This window comes from Salinicoccus luteus DSM 17002, assembly GCF_000712035.1.
Lineage (GTDB): Bacteria > Bacillota > Bacilli > Staphylococcales > Salinicoccaceae > Salinicoccus > Salinicoccus luteus.
Map to the genome: position 1 here is coordinate 604,640 of NZ_KL544008.1, position 16,850 is coordinate 621,489.

14 protein-coding genes are annotated in these 16,850 nt (G+C 53.5%); 11 read left to right on the forward strand and 3 right to left on the reverse strand.

The annotated features are described in order from the left end of the window. Together BO53_RS0112840 and BO53_RS0112845 are read right to left on the reverse strand one after the other, a co-directional pair. The gene (locus tag BO53_RS0112840; RefSeq protein WP_031548901.1) at positions 1-1,683 is read right to left on the reverse strand and encodes an ABC1 kinase family protein; all 1,683 of its coding nucleotides are present in this window, start codon (positions 1,681-1,683) and stop codon (positions 1-3) included. An 81-nt stretch (positions 1,684-1,764) separates the two neighbouring features. Continuing rightward, complete coding sequence (locus tag BO53_RS0112845; protein WP_031548905.1) at positions 1,765-3,129, reverse strand: aspartate kinase; 1,365 nt, start codon at positions 3,127-3,129, stop codon at positions 1,765-1,767. Positions 3,130-3,284: 155 nt separating this feature from the next. Between BO53_RS0112845 and BO53_RS0112850 the strand changes: the two genes are divergently transcribed. Genes BO53_RS0112850 through thrB form a run of 3 tightly spaced genes read left to right on the forward strand, consistent with a single transcriptional unit; the run spans position 3,285 to position 6,436 of the window. Continuing rightward, positions 3,285-4,502, forward strand: a complete 1,218-nt coding sequence (locus BO53_RS0112850) for a homoserine dehydrogenase (protein WP_031548909.1) — start codon at positions 3,285-3,287, stop codon at positions 4,500-4,502. 4 nt (positions 4,503-4,506) lie between these two features. Continuing rightward, on the forward strand, positions 4,507-5,589 hold the full coding sequence (gene thrC / locus BO53_RS0112855; protein WP_031548912.1) for a threonine synthase: 1,083 nt from the start codon (positions 4,507-4,509) through the stop codon (positions 5,587-5,589). Next, positions 5,525-6,436 carry a homoserine kinase gene (gene thrB, locus BO53_RS0112860; RefSeq protein ID WP_245608241.1) on the forward strand — a complete coding sequence of 304 codons (912 nt, stop codon included), beginning with the start codon at positions 5,525-5,527 and terminating at the stop codon, positions 6,434-6,436. The genes thrC and thrB overlap by 65 nt, the downstream gene beginning before the upstream one ends. 40 nt (positions 6,437-6,476) lie before the next feature. Here the strand turns inward: thrB and BO53_RS0112865 are convergent, their stop codons facing one another. Then, positions 6,477-7,475, reverse strand: coding sequence for an LLM class flavin-dependent oxidoreductase (locus BO53_RS0112865; protein WP_031548919.1), 999 nt, complete (start codon positions 7,473-7,475; stop codon positions 6,477-6,479). Between the two features lie 145 nt (positions 7,476-7,620). Between BO53_RS0112865 and BO53_RS0112870 the strand changes: the two genes are divergently transcribed. The 8 genes from BO53_RS0112870 (at position 7,621) to BO53_RS0112905 (ending at position 16,849) form a co-directional block, all read left to right on the forward strand. Then, entirely contained in the window at positions 7,621-8,745 is a 1,125-nt protein-coding gene (locus tag BO53_RS0112870) for a cysteine desulfurase family protein (RefSeq protein WP_031548922.1), read from the forward strand. A gap of 27 nt (positions 8,746-8,772) precedes the next feature. Further along, the gene (mnmA, locus tag BO53_RS0112875) at positions 8,773-9,879 is read left to right on the forward strand and encodes a tRNA 2-thiouridine(34) synthase MnmA (RefSeq protein ID WP_031548925.1); all 1,107 of its coding nucleotides are present in this window, start codon (positions 8,773-8,775) and stop codon (positions 9,877-9,879) included. Next, positions 9,879-10,517: a tetratricopeptide repeat protein gene (locus tag BO53_RS0112880; RefSeq protein WP_031548927.1), complete on the forward strand. Its 639-nt coding sequence runs from the start codon at positions 9,879-9,881 to the stop codon at positions 10,515-10,517. The genes mnmA and BO53_RS0112880 overlap by 1 nt, the downstream gene beginning before the upstream one ends. Positions 10,518-10,550: 33 nt before the next feature. After that, the gene (gene recD2, locus BO53_RS0112885) at positions 10,551-12,917 is read left to right on the forward strand and encodes an SF1B family DNA helicase RecD2 (RefSeq protein ID WP_031548930.1); all 2,367 of its coding nucleotides are present in this window, start codon (positions 10,551-10,553) and stop codon (positions 12,915-12,917) included. A 252-nt stretch (positions 12,918-13,169) separates the two neighbouring features. Then, positions 13,170-15,797, forward strand: a complete 2,628-nt coding sequence (alaS, locus tag BO53_RS0112890; protein ID WP_031548933.1) for an alanine--tRNA ligase — start codon at positions 13,170-13,172, stop codon at positions 15,795-15,797. A 55-nt stretch (positions 15,798-15,852) separates the two neighbouring features. Then, a complete protein-coding gene (locus BO53_RS0112895) occupies positions 15,853-16,116 on the forward strand; it encodes an IreB family regulatory phosphoprotein (protein WP_156956153.1) in 264 nt (87 codons plus the stop codon). After that, positions 16,109-16,540, forward strand: a complete 432-nt coding sequence (gene ruvX, locus BO53_RS0112900) for a Holliday junction resolvase RuvX (RefSeq protein ID WP_031548939.1) — start codon at positions 16,109-16,111, stop codon at positions 16,538-16,540. The genes BO53_RS0112895 and ruvX overlap by 8 nt, the downstream gene beginning before the upstream one ends. Positions 16,541-16,543: 3 nt before the next feature. Then, positions 16,544-16,849, forward strand: a complete 306-nt coding sequence (locus BO53_RS0112905; RefSeq protein ID WP_031548942.1) for a DUF1292 domain-containing protein — start codon at positions 16,544-16,546, stop codon at positions 16,847-16,849. Position 16,850: the final 1 nt, after the last annotated feature.

Genomic DNA, 16,850 nt, shown 5'->3' on the forward strand with positions numbered 1-16,850 from the left:
TTAGAATCTCCCCGATCGGAATATCGAATAGATCATGCCGATGAACATGATGAGGGCTACGACGGAGCCGATTTCCACTGCCGGTATGCTCAGAATCACTGTCGACTGGTCGGATAGGGCGGAGCTGATGATCAGTCCGACCATGATGATGCTGAAGGACAGCAGTACGATGCTGAAGGACAGCCTGTTGCCCAGACGGTCCAGCCGCCTCATGAATTGTTCGCTGCGGCGCATCTCCAGTTCGACGGGCACCTTCTTATCCTTCAGGCCTTTTGAAAATTCATGGAGGTTGTTGGAGGTGTCCCTCAGATCATCGCTGAAATCGAGCCACTGATGCCATGCCCGGTCTGAAATGTTCCTTGGATTGTAGCGTTCCTTCAGCAGCTGCCTGCCGAACGGTTCGGCCACATCGACGATGCTGAAATCGGGATCCAGCTGGCGCACGATGCTCTCCAGTGTAAGGATCGTCTTGCCGAGCATGGTGAAGTCCGTCGGCAGTTTTATGCGGTGCGTATTGGCAATGTCAAAAATATCCTGCACCGCCTCACCAAGGTTCATGCGGCTGAGCGGTATATCATAGTATTTGTCGCGGAGCAGCTCGGCATCCTTCTTCAGTGCCTTCATATCGACCTCGTCAGGAACGACACCCATCCGGGTGATTGCCCTGACGACACCGTCCGCATCCTTCCGCATCATGGCAATCAGAAGCGAGCCGAAATTGGCCTTCATCTCCTTTGTCATCTTGCCGACCATGCCGAAATCCATGAAGCCGATGATCTCATCCTCCATTATGGTGATGTTGCCGGGGTGCGGATCGCCATGGAAGAAGCCTTCAATCAGTATCTGATGGAAGATGGCATGGGTGAGCCGCTCGGCCAGGCGTTCCCTGGAATATCCTTTTTCATCGATGGCGTCAAGGTCGTTGATGCCTATGCCATTGATATGTTCCAGTACAAGGACGTTCTTTGTCGTCACTTCCCAGAATACTTCGGGAATATGGACGGTCGCATCATCAGCGAACTGCTTGCCGATCTTTTCTGCATTTCTCGCCTCTATCGTATAATCCAGCTCATCGATGATTGCCCTCGTGAATTCTTCGATCATGTCCCTCAGCTGGTACTGCCGGGCCCATTCCAGTCTTGATTCGGCCATCATTGCCAGGTTATGGAGGATTTCGAGGTCATTCCGCACAATCTTTTCGATGTTCGGACGCTGCACTTTGACGGCGACCGCTTCCCCCGTGACGAGCACACCTCTGTGGACCTGGCCGATGGAGGCGGAGCCGATCGGTTCGGTCTCCAAAGTTTCGAAGATGTCTTCAATCTGGACACCGAGTGATTCCTCGATGATCTCCTCCACCTGATCGTAGGGGAATGGGGGGACATGGCTTTGGAGTTTCGACAATTCATTTATGATGTCTTCAGGCACCAGGTCGGGCCGGGTGCTTGCCACCTGGCCGATTTTGACGAAGGTCGGGCCCATCTCTTCGAGGAAGAGCCGGATGCGTTCCCCACGCGTCTTTTCAACGTGCTCCCTGTCCTGCTTCAGAAGAATCCGTTTCGGTAGGGAAAGCACTTCATCCAGTCCCAGCTCCTCGACGATATAGCCGAAGCCGCTCTTCGAGAAGGCGAGGGCGATTTCCCTGTACCTTTTTATATGCTGCAGTCTTTTTTCAAATATCATTCTGCCCCTCCCATGTTCCAGTATCTCTTCATACCAGTATACCCTGTGAGAGAGAATCATTCATCCATTTGAATGCCAAAATCACACTTTCACTTCTTTGAAATAGTTGCTGTAGATGGCACGGAGCGCCTTTTCCTCATCTTTCAGGGCAATCGCAAACATCATGCTGATTTCGGATGCACCCTGGTTGATCATGCTGATGTTGACACCATTATCGCTCAGCGCAGTCGTCGTCTTGGTTGCGATGCCGATATGCTCCTTCATGCCCTCGCCGACGATGACAAGAAGCACCAGGTCCTCCTCCACATACATGGATTCCGGCTCGAGCTTGTCGTTGATGTCCGCCATGACCTCTTCGAGCTTCGTGTTGCCTTCAAACTGTCTGGATCTGAGTATGATGGAGAGATTGTCGATGCCGGACGGGATGTGCTCATAGGACAGGCAGTGGTCTTCTAGTATCTGCAGCAGCCGTCTCGTGAAACCGATCTCCCGGTTCATCAGGTATTTGTTCATGGTGATTGAAGTGAAGCCTTCATCACAGCTGATTCCGATGACCGGCATTTCAGGGATGAATTCCCGTTCTGCAACTATTTTCGTCCCTTCGACGTCCGGGTCGTTCGTGTTTCTGATCATGATAGGAATCTTTTTCTTGTATACCGGGGCAAGCGCCTCGTCATGGAAGACACCGAACCCTGCATAGGAGAGCTCCCGCATCTCCCGGTAAGTGATTTCCTTGATGGCATGCGGATTGTCGATGAGCCCCGGGTGGGCGGAGTAGATAAAGCTCACATCTGTAAAGTTTTCATACAGCTCGGCTTCGACGCCCCTTGCTACAATGGCACCCGTAATGTCCGAGCCGCCTCTTGGGAAGGTGACGATCTGGTCGTTTTCAGAATAGCCGAAGAAGCCGGGAATGACGATGACACGCGGAGAATCCTTCAGCCTGTTCAGCTGATCGTAGGATGACTCGATCAGCTGGGCATTGGAAGGTTCATCCGTGACCAGTATGCCTGCTTCCTTCGGTGACATGTACTCCGCCGCCACACCGATCATATTCAGGTGGGCACTCAAAAGCTGCGCATTGAAGTCCTCCCCGCAGGATTTCAATGCATCGAGCAGACGGTCCTCCTCCTCGATGGTATCAAGGTAGGCATTCAGGGTGGCCCTGTATCGGCCGAGCAGGTTATGGTCGATTCCGAGGTCGTTGATAATGGAAGAAAACCTCTCGATGATACGGTCGATTGCCTCCCTGGTATCAAAGCCGGCCGTCTTGTTGGCATGCAGGGCGATCAGCATGTCCGTGACCTTCGTATCCTCACTGAACCGTTTGCCTGGTGCCGAGACGACAGCAATCCGCCGTTCGGAATCACTTTTAATTATATTGGCCACTTTTCTGACCTGATGGGAATCGCTTAGGGAACTGCCTCCAAACTTCACTACTTTCATCATCTCACACCTCTGTCTTCGGAATTTTAAAAACAATATTACATCAAATATTAAAACTTGTGTACCTTTTTTTAAATTATTTCTTGAATTTTTGAACTTTTCTCTCTAATATATAATCTTATACGATGAAAAGATAACAGGAGGTTGTTTGCGATATGAATTTGGCAATACTTGGTATGGGTACGGTCGGCTGTGGAGTCGTGGAAGTACTCTCAATGAATAAAAGCAAGATCACAGGACTCATAGGTGAAGATGTAACGATCAGTCATGTGTTCGTCAACAACATCCATAAGGAACGGGATGTCGACCTGAAGGATGCGAAGCTGACGGATAACATTGAGGACCTGTATGGGGCCGATGACATAGATGCCGTAATCGAAGTGATGGGCGGCATGGAGGATACGCGGGATATTCTGAAGAAATTCCTGGAAAAAGGAATCCACGTCATCAGTGCGAACAAGGATATGCTTGCCAAATATATCGATGAACTGACCGAGGTGGCGAACGCACATGATGCGCGGCTGCTGTATGAAGCGAGCGTGGCGGGCGGCATCCCGATCCTGCACGCCATCGAGCATGGTCTGAATGCCAACGAGATACATAAGGTCATGGGCATCCTGAACGGAACGACGAATTACATCCTGTCCAAAATGACGAATGACGGCTGGGATTATGAGAAGGCATTGAAGGAATCACAGGAGAAGGGGTATGCTGAAGCGGATCCCACAAATGATGTGGGCGGTTTCGATGCCCAGCGGAAGATCGTCCTCCTGTCCCGGCTGGCCTACGACCGCAAGGTCGATATTGAGGAGGTTCCGGTTACAGGCATCAGCAATGTTGAACTGAAGGATATAGAGACCGCCAAGAAGGAAGGGCTCATACTGAAGCTTGTAGGCAAAAGTGAATTTGATGGTCAGGGCCTGTCGGTTGAAGTGGCACCCGTGTTCCTGCCGGCGGACCATCAGCTGTCTTCGGTCGCCTATGAAAAGAATGCCGTATATGTAAATGGCAACGCGGTCGGGGAAACGATGTTCTACGGCCCTGGTGCCGGCGGGCCGGAAACGGCATCTGCCATCGTGTCTGACTTGATCAACTGCTGGCGCAATGCAGGCAGGAAGCAGTTCAATCTGACGCCGCAGCAGACGGCGTCCGTAAAGCCATCGCAGTCGAGCAATAAGTATTTCATCCGTTTCAATGCAGCTGAAGCGGACGTAAAGGCCCATCTCGCTGGCCTCAATGTCGAGTACAGCGTAGTGGATGCGGATTCCGGGACGACGGTGGTTACATCACCAATCGACCCGGAACAGCTTGAAAAACTGAAGCAAAACCGGGAATACCGCATCGAGTCAATATATCAGGTGGAAGGAGATTGATAGCATGGCAAATTGGCAAGGTTTAATCAAAGAATACAGTGCGCTGCTCCCAGTAAACGAAGAGACGCCGAAACTGACGCTGCATGAGGGGGACACTCCGCTTATACGCCTTGATACCCTGAGTGAAAAATATGAAGCGGACCTCTACGCAAAGGTTGAAGGGGCCAACCCGACCGGTTCATTCAAGGATCGCGGCATGGTCATGGCCGTGGCCAAGGCGAAGGAGGAGGGGGCGCATACGGTCATCTGCGCATCGACCGGCAATACCTCCGCTTCTGCTGCAGCCTATGCCTCACGGGCTGGCCTCAATACCATCGTCGTCATTCCGGAGGGCAAGATCGCTCTTGGGAAACTTGCCCAGGCGATGATGTACGGGGCGAAGATCGTATCCATCGAGGGGAACTTCGATGAGGCGCTCAAGATCGTCCGCCGGATCGCCGAGGAGAAGGATGACATCACGCTCGTCAACTCGGTCAATCCATACAGGCTCGAAGGCCAGAAGACGGCAGCGTTTGAAATCGTCGATGTGCTCGGCAAGGCGCCGGACTACCTCACGATACCCGTCGGGAATGCAGGCAACATTTCCGCCTATTGGAAAGGGTTCAAGGAGTATGATGAAAAGAAATCATGCGGACTGCCGAAGATGCTCGGTTTTGAAGCGGAAGGGGCGGCGGCCATCGTCAATGATGAAATCATCGCCCAGCCCGAGACGGTGGCCACTGCCATCCGGATCGGAAATCCTGCGAGCTGGTCGCTTGCGGTGGCGGCACGGGATGAATCCGGCGGTGCCATCGAAGCGGTCACTGATGATGAGATCCTTGCTGCCTATGAACTGCTCGCGGGGACTGAAGGCATATTCGCAGAACCGGGCTCCAATGCAGGGGTTGCAGGACTGATCCGCTCACTTGAGAACGGCAAAATCGAAAAGGGATCCACAGTCGTGACTGTCCTCACTGGAAACGGCCTGAAAGACCCGGAAACTGCAATCGAACAGATTACACAGAAACCGAAGGTGCTGCCGAATGACGAAGACCAGATCATCGAATACATCGAAAGTATTTCCAAAGATGCCAGCCCATCAGTTTAAAGTCCCGGCGACGAGTGCGAACCTCGGGCCCGGATTCGACTCCATGGGACTCGCACTCGGGAAGTTCCTCAGGATTGAAGCGGAAGCGGGCGAGCGCTTCGAGGTCGTATTCGAAAATGACTTCCTCGAAGTCCTGCCCACTGACGAAAAGAACCTCGTCCTTGATACTGCCCTCAGGATCGCCAAAAAATATGGCAGGACACTGCCGCCCCTGAAGGTGAGAATGGGCAGTGAAATTCCGCTGACCCATGGCATGGGCAGTTCGGCCTCGGCAATCATCGCCGGGGTGGAGCTTGCAGATCATTTCTGCGATCTTGGACTGAGCGATTTCGACAAGGTCATGTGCGGCAGCGAGCTTGAAGGACACCCCGACAACGTCGGACCGGCTGTAACAGGCGGTCTGTTCGTCGGATATTACAGTGAGGGCAGCCTCTACTACCACACATTGGCATCCGACGGCCTTGCCGCCATCATCAGTGTGCCGCCATATGAGATTGATACAGGGGAGGCGCGGGCGGCGCTCCCGTCCACATATTCGAGGGCGGACGCGGTCAGTCAGAATGCCATCAACAATGTCATGCTGCTGTCCATCCTGAACAGGGACTATCAGTCCATGGGAGCGCTGATGATGTCGGACCGCCTCCATGAACCATACCGCGAATCTCTGATAGCGGAGTATGGAGACATCAGAAGGATTGCACTGTCGGAAGGCGCCTATGCGACGGTCATCAGCGGCGCCGGCCCTTCACTCCTGACACTGTGCAGGGAGGAAGACGCCGATCGGATAGTGGAGGCGCTCGACAGTGTTTCCGGCTGCCTGCACGAAAAAGTTGAAATTTTTCAATAGGAAGACCCCTCATATGAAAATATGAGGGGTCTTCTGTCGGTCAGCTGTTGTATTTCTGTACCACTTTTTCGAATATGTCATAGGAATGCTTCTGTGCATCGGTGTCATATATATAGCTGACAGCCATGATTTCATCAGCATTATACTGGCTTTGGAAGAGCCTGAGCTTATCCAGCACCGTCGCTTCCGAACCGAGGAGCGCGACGGGGAAACGGCTTTCCACAATCTGTTTTTCCTGCTCCGTCCAGAGCGGTCCCATGTCATCGACCGGCGGCTGGAGTTTATTTCTTCCGCCGCGGACGACGTTCAGTACGAACTGCGACATTGTCGTCGAGAGATACTTAGCCGCTTCGTCCGTATCCGCACAGATGACGTTCAGGCAGGCGATTTTGTAGGGTGCATCGAGCTGATCCGACGGCTCGAATTCCCTTTCGTATATCTTGAAGGCTGCATCCATCTGATCCGGTGCAAAGTGTGCCGCGAACGCATACGGCAGACCGAGTCGTGCAGCAATATGTGCAGAGTCCGTCGATGACCCGAGGATGTATAATGGAATGTTTGTGCCCTGTCCGGGGAAGGCGACGACATGGGTCTTTTCATCAGAGAGGTATTTGCGGATGTCCTCCACTTCCGATCCGAATGTATATACACCGTCATGGTTGTTGCGCCTTATTGCTGCAGCTGTCCGCATATCCGTGCCCGGAGCGCGTCCAAGCCCGATATCGAGCCGGTCGCCGAAGATGGCATGCATCGTGCCGAACTCCTCTGCCACGACGAGGGGGGAATGGTTCGGCAGCATGACGCCGCCGCTTCCGACGCGTATGTGCGCCGTATGCTGCAGTATGTGGTGGATGAGCTGACGCGTCGCAGAGGACGCGATAGATGTTGTATTATGGTGCTCGGCCACCCAGTATCTGGCGTAGTCGGAGCCATCCACATGCTGGGCGAGGTCCACCATGTCCCTGAATGCATCGCCGGCATCCTTGCCCTCACGTACGGGCACGAGGTTCAGGATGGATGGTGTCAATTTCTTTGGCATTTGTGATTCCTCCTATCTGGAAACAATTATCGGCCATGCGAATTATTTTGTCTAATAAACGGTTTGGAAAGTATAAAAATTTACTATTCCATGTTAAAATTCTATATTGTATAATAAAGCTATTTGTAAAGTAGGGTGATCAAGAGTGGAAGTATATGCCGACTATGCAGCAACCACCCCGGTGGACAGGGATATTCTAAAAAATATGATCGACAATGCGGATGAATTCGGAAATCCATCCAGCATCCATAAGGCGGGCAAGCGTGCCAAGGCACAGCTTGAGAAGGCGAGAAGGGATATAGCTGCCCTGCTCAATGCATCGGCTTCGGAAATCGTCTTCACAAGCGGTGCGACCGAGGCGAACAACATGGCAATCAGGGGAGTGATCGGACGCCATGAACGTCCGCATGTCATCACGACCGAGATTGAGCACGCCTCTGTGCTGAACACGTACAAAGCCCTCGAGGCTGATGCCGAGATCACCTATATCCCTGCCGATGAGAAGGGTGTGGTGGACATGGGGGCACTGAAGCGCGCCCTCCGGGAGGATACTGCACTCGTATCGGTCATGCTCGTCAACAATGAAACGGGTGTAATGCAGCCGATCTATGAAATCAAGGAGATGCTCTCAGGGCACGATGCGCTCCTCCATGTCGATGCGGTCCAGGCATTCGGGCATATGACGGTTGATGTCGAAGACCTCGGTGTGGATCTACTGTCGCTGAGCGCCCATAAGCTGTATGGACCGAAAGGTGTGGGACTGCTCTACAGATCGAAAGATGTCCATCTTGCCCCGGTGATCACGGGCGGCTCCCAGGAGCGGGATGCAAGAGGCGGTACCGAGAATGTCCTGTGGATACAGGCGATGGCAGAAGCGATGCAGAAGGCTTCAGACACGATGACGCAGCGGAGCCTCCGGGAGATGCAGCTGAAGGAACTGCTGCTGAACACGCTCACAGCAGCCGAAATCCCGTTCGAGGTGAATGGGGATGTCAATCAGGCGGCGAGCCACATCATCAATATACATTTCCCATGGACCGATGCGGAATTTCTGCTTACGGCCCTCGATATGGCGGACATCTACCTCTCTGCGGGTTCGGCATGCCATGCAGGCACCCTGGAGCCTTCCCATGTACTGGCATCGATGTACGGGGAAACGGACAGGAGCACGAAATCCATACGTTTCAGCTTCTCGTACATGATGACGGATGAGGAAATCGAAAGAATCGTTGCAGCACTGAAGGATATATATGAAAGACTGATGAACTGATAATTATAAATGGAAAGGAATGATCTGATGGACAACTCGAACATTACAGTTGTAGTCGGCATGAGCGGCGGCGTGGACAGTTCCGTCACAGCCAAGCTGCTCAAAGACCGGGGCTACAACACCATTGGAATCTTTATGAAAAACTGGGACGACACCGATGAGTTCGGTGTATGCACGGCAACCGAGGACTACGAGGATGTCAGGCTGGTTGCAGAGGAGATCGGAATCCCGTACTACTCCGTCAACTTTGAGAAGGAGTACTATGACAGGGTCTTCCAATATTTCCTCGACGAATATAAAAAGGGCAGGACTCCAAACCCCGACGTCATGTGCAACAAGGAAATCAAGTTCAAGGCATTCCTCGACCATGCCATGAAGCTCGGCGCGGACTATGTGGCGACCGGCCACTATGCAAGGGTCATCCATGATGAAAATGGGACGACGATGCTCAGGGGGGTCGACCGCAACAAGGACCAGACCTATTTCCTGAACCAGCTGTCCCAGGAGCAGCTCTCCCGCGTCATGTTCCCGCTCGGCCATATGGAGAAGTCCGAAGTACGGGCTCTTGCCCACGAGTATGACCTCGCCACCAAGGACAAGAAGGACTCCACCGGCATCTGCTTCATCGGTGAGCGGGACTTCAAGGAGTTTCTGAGCGGATATCTTCCGGCGAACCCGGGACGCATGATCAACATGGACACCGGTGAAGACAAAGGTCGGCACGATGGCCTGATGTACTACACAATCGGCCAGCGGCAGGGGCTCGGCATCGGAGGGGACGGCGGTCCATACTTCGTTGCAGGCAAGAATCTCGAGACGAATGAACTCTATGTCGTATCCGGCTACGAAAATGAAGCCCTCTATTCTTCAAGCCTCGAAGCGTCCGAAATTAACTTCATCAATGATACGCCGGAACATTTTGAATGCACAGCCAAGTTCAGGTACCGCCAGGAGGATGTGCCGGTTACGGTGACCAAACAAGATGGCGGCAGACTGTATGTGGAATTCCACGACCCGGCACGTGCAATCACACCCGGACAGGCGGTCGTCTTCTATGATGGGGATGTCTGTCTCGGCGGTGCCACGATCGACCGCGTCTTCAAAGAAGCGAAAGAATTGGAGTATCTGGGATAATGACAATCAAGTATGAACAATTGATCAAAGACGGACGAATTGAAGAGGCACTCGAGGAGATCTTCAAGGAGATAGAAGCACACCCGGAAGAGGAGGCCCACTATATCAATGGCGGGAACCTCCTCCACCAGGCAGGAAGGGATGAGGAGGCGGAACGCTTCCTCCAGAAGGCGATCACGCTGAATCCCGGAAGCACAAGCGCATACTATACACTCGCCAACATCTACTATGACCGCGAGCGGTTCGAAGAGGCGGTCAGGCTCTATCTGCTTGCATACAGCCGGAATCCGGAAGACGGGGATCTGAACTTCATGCTGGGCATGTCGCATATCCACCTCAATGATGCAGAGCGGGCGCTGCAGTTCTTCGAAGCTGCCCACAAGGCGAAGCCTGAAGATCTGGAAATCACTTTCCAGTATGGGCTGCTGTGCTGCCAGATCGGCCTGTATGAACCGGCCGACAAGCTGCTTGGGAAAGTGATCAGGAAAGAGGAGAATGCAGACGCCGAGTATAATATGGGGCTTCTGAAGCTGATGAAGGATGATGACCAGGAACAGGCGCTCGTGCACTTTCACCGGGCCGTCGACATCCAGGCAGACCATCATCTTGCCCACAATGCCATCAGCAAACTCAAATAGGAAGACAGCAAGCGTCAGGGACGGTGATCTCAGTTGGCACAATCAACAATCTATGACGATACCTATATCGTTGGTGAAGTGGAGCGCGTCATATTCCTCAGTGAACAGACGCGCTTTACTGTACTCAAAGTATTGATAAATGAAACGAATACACACTTCGATGATGAAGTGATCGTCACCGGCTACTTCCATGCGATTGCGGAAGGGGAGACCTACCGCTTCTCCGGGAAGGTGACCAAGCACGCCCGCTTCGGTGAGCAGTTCAGTGCGGAAACGTTCAGGAAGGAGCAGCCGACCACAGTGCGCGGCGTCATCCAGTACCTGTCCGGGGACACCTTCCCCGGCATCGGCGAGAAGACTGCCAAGAAAATCGTCGAAACGCTCGGTGTCGATGCCCTGAAGAAGATTGCAGATGACCGGTCGGCCCTCGATGCGGTTGGAGGACTCACTGCGAAGAAGCGGGAGATGATCCATCACCGCATCCTCGAGAACAGCCAGACCGAAAGGCTCGTCATCAAGCTCACCGAGCTCGGGTTCGGAGCGCGCATGAGTGCAAAGATCCTGAAGACGTATCAGGATCAGGCGCTCCACGTGATAGAGAAGGATCCATACAGGCTGGTCATGGACATAGAAGGGATCGGTTTCCAGACGGCGGACCGCATCGCCCATACAGCCGGCATCGCCCGCAATGACGAAAGCCGTCTTGAGGCGGGCATCATGTACATCATGGAAGGCATCGTCATGTCGGACGGGCACACCTACATGGGCCACGATGAATTGATCGATCTGGCAGCCGACCTGCTGAACCAGGATGGCCAGGAATATTTCACCAGGGAGGACATCAGCCGGACGATCGATTCGCTTTCCGACAACGATAAGCTGGTCCAATATGAAAACCGCCTGTATATTCCTTCGCTGTTCTATTCCGAATACAAGTCCTCTGAACAGATCTACAGGATGATGAATGACCGCACCGACATCCCGGTCAGCGAGGAGAAGGCGGGGGAAGTCATCAGCGAAGTGGGGGAGCGGTTCGACATCCACTACAATGCGAAGCAGAAGTCCGCGATGATCGCTGCACTGACGGAGAAGATCTCCATCATCACAGGCGGTCCAGGGACGGGCAAGACGACCATCGTCAAAGGCATCATCAAGGCCTATCATGAACTCCATGATCTGAAGGCGCACGATGAGTACGAGGGGGATGAATATCCTATCAAACTCGTCGCGCCGACGGGACGGGCGTCGAAGCGGCTGAGCGAGACCGCCGGCATCCCCGCCTCCACGATCCACCGGATGATCGGGTGGGGGATGGATACGGAAAAGGATGAAATGATCGATGCAGAGATCGATGCCGATCTGATCATCATCGATGAGATGTCCATGGTCGACACGTGGCTCTTCTACCAGCTGATGCGCAATGTACAGCCCTACACGAACCTTGTGTTCGTCGGCGACAGGGACCAGCTCCCTTCGGTCGGCCCGGGGACGGTCTTCAAGGATCTGATAGAGTCTGAAATCATTCCCGTGACCGAACTCGACACGATCTACCGCCAGGGGGAGGGCTCCTCCATCATCCGCCTCGCGCATGAGATCAAGGAGCAGAGGCGGATGGACATTACCGAGAAGTTCAAGGACCGGCTGTTCATTCCGGCAAGGGTGAGCCAGATCCCGGACCTCGTGGATAATGTGGTCAACAAGGCCGTGGCCAAGGGATATGATATGCGGGACATCCAGGTGCTGGCCCCGATCTATAAGGGGGATGCAGGCATACTGAAGCTCAACCAGATTCTCCAGTCCATCCTGAACCCCGAGGAGGAGGACAAGAATGAAATCGCCTTCGGGGATGTCATCTTCAGGGAGGGCGACAAAGTCATCCAGCTCGTCAACCGTGCAGAGGACAACATCTTCAACGGCGACTCCGGCGTCATCGAATCCATCCTTTTCAAGGATGGCGACGGGGCGGAGAAGGATACCATCATGGTCGACTACGAGGGCATCCATATCGCCTATGAGCGGAAGGAACTGACGGAGCTCTCCCATGCATACTGCACCAGCATCCACAAGGCGCAGGGGAGTGAATACCCGATCGTCATCATGCCGGTGGTCCGGAGCTACCGCCACATGCTGATGAAGAACATCGTCTATACCGGCATCACACGAGCGAAGGAGTCGCTGATACTGTGCGGTGACGCGGAAGCCTTCTATGAATCACTGGAGAAGGAGGGCATCCAGCGCCGCACATCCCTCTATGAAATGATCCGCCTGCTATTCGGCAAGGCATCGGAATCAGGGGAGGAACCCCCCCAGGCGGCTCCGGAAACCCTCTCCGAAGAGCGGATGTTCGAGATTCCGGCGATGATCAATATGGACGGCGTTACGCCATACGATTTCATTTGACATATCGGCTGAATATTTCTATAATCAAAGCAAGTTTAATAAAGATGGAATTCTAAGTGTGGGCATGTGCTATACAGAGACATTGTGGCTGGTGGAAACAATGACGCATCCCTTCACGTGCTGCTTTCCGTCCAGGTAAATACTCTTGGAGTGATGACTACGGTCATAACTTGGGTGGTACCGCGGTCCAGATCGTCCCATATATTTTGGGAGGGTCTTTTTTTATTTTCCAAAAACTGAGGAGTGAGAGTAATGAAGCAATTGACAGGCAATGAGATAAGGGAGCTGTTCATCAGCTATTTCAGAACACAGGGGCACATGGTGGAGCCGAGTGCGCCGCTAGTCCCGATCGACGACGATTCACTGCTGTGGATCAACTCCGGCGTGGCGACGCTGAAGAAGTACTTCGACGGCCGGGTCATCCCGGACAATCCGAAGATCGTCAACGCGCAGAAGGCGATACGTACAAACGATATAGAAAACGTCGGGTTTACAGCCCGCCACCATACATTCTTCGAAATGCTCGGGAACTTCTCCATCGGGGACTACTTCAAGGAAGGGGCAATCAAGTATGCCTGGGACTTCCTGACCAGCAGTGACTGGATCGGGTTTGACGAAAATCTGCTCTATGTGACGATACACCCGGAGGATGAGGATGCCTACAACATCTGGAGGGATGTCATCGGACTGTCCCCGGAGCGCATCATCCGCATCGAGGGCAACTTCTGGGATATCGGTGAAGGTCCATGTGGACCGAACAGCGAAATCTTCTACGACCGTGGTCCGGAATTCGAATTCGACACACCGGCCGAGGAGATGTATCCGGGCGGCGAAAACGAGCGGTACCTCGAAATCTGGAATCTGGTGTTCAGTGAATTCAACCATAACAAGGATGGATCATATACACCGCTGCCGAAGAAGAACATCGATACCGGCATGGGGCTTGAACGCATGGCAAGCATCACGCAGGAGGTGCCGACGAACTTCGACACGGACCTGTTCACACCGATCCTCTCCCGTATCGAGGAGATCAGCGGCAGGAAGTATGGACAGAATGACGCTACGGATGTCGCCTTCAAGGTCATCAGCGATCATATCCGTACTGTGAGCTTTGCGGTCGCAGACGGGGCACTGCCTTCGAACGAGGGCCGCGGTTACGTCCTCAGAAGGCTCATCCGCCGGGCAGTGCGCTTCAGCAAGGAGCTCGACATCGAGCGTGCCTTCATGTATGAGCTTGCAGACCCGGTGGCGGAAGTCATGCACGGTTTCTACCCGAATGTCACAGAGCGCCTCTCCTTCATCCGCGACGTCATCCAGAAGGAGGAGGAGCGGTTCCTGGCGACGCTTGATGAAGGCATCCAGATATACGAGCAGGTCCGGGAAAAGGCGAAGGCCGGCGGCGGTGTCATCAGCGGGCACGATGCCTTCAGGCTCTATGACACATACGGCTTCCCGTATGAGCTGACGAAGGAATATGCAGAGAACGACGGCCTCGAAGTAGATGAGGAAGGATTCATCGAGGAGATGAAGCAGCAGCGGGAGCGTGCGCGGAACGCAAGAAAGTCGGGCGAATCCATGCAGGTGCAGTCCGAGACGCTTGCCGGACTTACCGAACAGAGCGAATTCACCGGCTACCACTCCCTCAGGGAGGCGGGCCGCCTGCTCTATATCATACAGGAGGACCAGACGGTCGACCGCGCCACAGAGGGGCCGGTGGAGCTGATCTTCGACAGGACGCCGTTCTATGCCACAAGCGGCGGCCAGGTTGCGGACAAGGGCCGCATCTCAAGCGGTGATGCGGAACTTCAGGTCGAGTCGGTATACCGTGCGCCGAATGGACAGAATGTCCATGTCGCCCGCATCGAGTCCGGCACTGTCAAAACCGGTGAAACGTTCACCCTCGAGGTGCTGAAGGACAGCCGCGATTTCATCACCAAGAACCATACGGCGACGCACCTGCTCCATCAGGCACTCAGGGATGTGCTCGGGGACCATGTCAACCAGGCGGGCTCCCTCGTCGAGAAGGAGCGTCTGCGCTTCGACTTCTCCCATCTTGAAGGTCTGACAGAGGAAGAGACAGAAAGGATCGAAGCAATCGTCAACGAGAAGATCTACAGCAACATGAACGTCCAGATTTCTGAAATGCCGATCGACCAGGCGAAGGAGAAGGGGGCGATGGCGCTGTTCGGGGAGAAATACGGCGATGTCGTCCGGGTAGTGGATATCGACCAGTATTCAGTCGAGCTGTGCGGCGGAATTCATGTCAGGAACACCGGGGAGATCGGACTGTTCAAGATCGTCTCCGAAACAGGCATCGGTGCCGGCGTACGCAGGATTGAGGCCGTGACGAGCCGCTACGCCGTCAATGTCTACAAGGAGAAGGAGGCGCAGCTCGCGTCCATCTCGGGGCGCCTGAAGGTCAAGGAGAACCAGGTGGAAAAGCGCATCGAATCGCTGCTTGACGAGAACCGCACGCTGCAGCAGAAAATCAAGGCCCTGCAGGAATCCAGACAGGATGAAAAGCTGGCGGATGTCACAGGCGACATCAAGGAGATCGGCGGTGTCCGCGTGCTGTCCAAAGAGGTGTCGGCAGATGGTGCAAAGGAACTTCGCGAAACGATGGACCGCATCAAATCCCGGGCGCAGGATACGGTCATTGCCCTCGGCTCCGTGAACGAAGGCAAGGTGTCGCTTGTAGTCACTGTGCCGAAAGAGCTGACAGGCAGATTCAAGGCCGGCGAAATCATGAAGGGCATGGCCTCCACCGTGGAGGGCAAAGGCGGCGGCCGGCCGGATATGGCGCAGGGTGGCGGTACGGCACCCGAGAATATAACAAATGCATTACAATTTGTTGAAGACTACATTAAAAGTACTCAATAAAAGGACATCAATGATATAATGGATGGAAATGCAAGCAAGGATGGGAGTGCTGAATTTGAATCAATTTGACGAAACGATGAAGTTCAATGTGGACGAAGCAAAAGCACACAATGTGAAGGAGATCATGACCATTGTCTATAACACGCTGGAAGAGCGCGGGTACAACCCCATAAACCAGATTGTGGGCTATCTGCAGAGCGGTGACCCTGCGTACATTCCCCGTCATAATGAAGCGAGGAATCAGATCCGGCACATTGACCGTGACGAAATCATGGAAGTGCTTGTAAGGACCTACATCGAGAAGGAAATCCATGAATAGGATACTGGGACTGGATGTAGGCACCAAAACGGTCGGCATTGCACTGAGCGATGCACTGGGATGGACAGCACAAGGGCTGACGACACTGAAGATCAACTACGAAGAGGAAGTATACGGCATTGAAGAGGTGGCCCGGATTGTAGAGGAGAACGATGTCTCCACAATCATCGTCGGTCTTCCCAAAAACATGAACAACTCTGTCGGAGAAAGTGGCGACAGATCCATCCACTACAGTAAATTGCTTGAAAAGAAACTGCCAGATGTTAAAATAATATTATGGGATGAGCGTCTCAGCACCATCGGTGCCGAGAGATCGCTCCTTGAAGCGGACCTCTCCCGAAAAAAACGAAAAGCTGTAATCGATAAAATGGCCGCGGTATTCATACTGCAGGGCTATCTCGACAATCCAGTTAAAGGAGACTGAACTATGAGTCAGGAAGAAATGGATTTCAACATGGAAGAAGAACTTCTTACGCTGTATGATGAGGAAGGCAACGAGGTCCTCTACCGCAAGATGCTTGAATTTCATCATCCGGAGTTCAATAAGGATTATGTGATTCTTGCTGAAGAAGGCAACTTCTCCAATGATGATGAAGAAATAGAGCTTATCCCGATGATCAACATGCCGGATGAAGACGGCGAAGGCGGCAAGTTCATGCCTGTTGAGACGGATGAGGAATGGGATATGATTGAAGAGGTTGTAAATACCCGGATGGATGATCCGGAAGAGTAGA

What these genes read in the sequence shown, in the direction of transcription:
- BO53_RS0112845 (WP_031548905.1), bottom strand. Translation starts at nt 3,129, where the DNA reads ATGAAAGTAGTGAAGTTTGGAGGCAGTTCCCTAAGCGATTCCCATCAG.
- BO53_RS0112840 (WP_031548901.1), bottom strand. Translation starts at nt 1,683, where the DNA reads ATGATATTTGAAAAAAGACTGCAGCATATAAAAAGGTACAGGGAAATC.
- BO53_RS0112905 (WP_031548942.1), top strand. Translation starts at nt 16,544, where the DNA reads ATGAGTCAGGAAGAAATGGATTTCAACATGGAAGAAGAACTTCTTACG.
- thrC (WP_031548912.1), top strand. Translation starts at nt 4,507, where the DNA reads ATGGCAAATTGGCAAGGTTTAATCAAAGAATACAGTGCGCTGCTCCCA.
- BO53_RS0112850 (WP_031548909.1), top strand. Translation starts at nt 3,285, where the DNA reads ATGAATTTGGCAATACTTGGTATGGGTACGGTCGGCTGTGGAGTCGTG.
- ruvX (WP_031548939.1), top strand. Translation starts at nt 16,109, where the DNA reads ATGAATAGGATACTGGGACTGGATGTAGGCACCAAAACGGTCGGCATT.
- BO53_RS0112880 (WP_031548927.1), top strand. Translation starts at nt 9,879, where the DNA reads ATGACAATCAAGTATGAACAATTGATCAAAGACGGACGAATTGAAGAG.
- mnmA (WP_031548925.1), top strand. Translation starts at nt 8,773, where the DNA reads ATGGACAACTCGAACATTACAGTTGTAGTCGGCATGAGCGGCGGCGTG.
- thrB (WP_245608241.1), top strand. Translation starts at nt 5,525, where the DNA reads ATGACGAAGACCAGATCATCGAATACATCGAAAGTATTTCCAAAGATG.
- BO53_RS0112865 (WP_031548919.1), bottom strand. Translation starts at nt 7,475, where the DNA reads ATGCCAAAGAAATTGACACCATCCATCCTGAACCTCGTGCCCGTACGT.
- alaS (WP_031548933.1), top strand. Translation starts at nt 13,170, where the DNA reads ATGAAGCAATTGACAGGCAATGAGATAAGGGAGCTGTTCATCAGCTAT.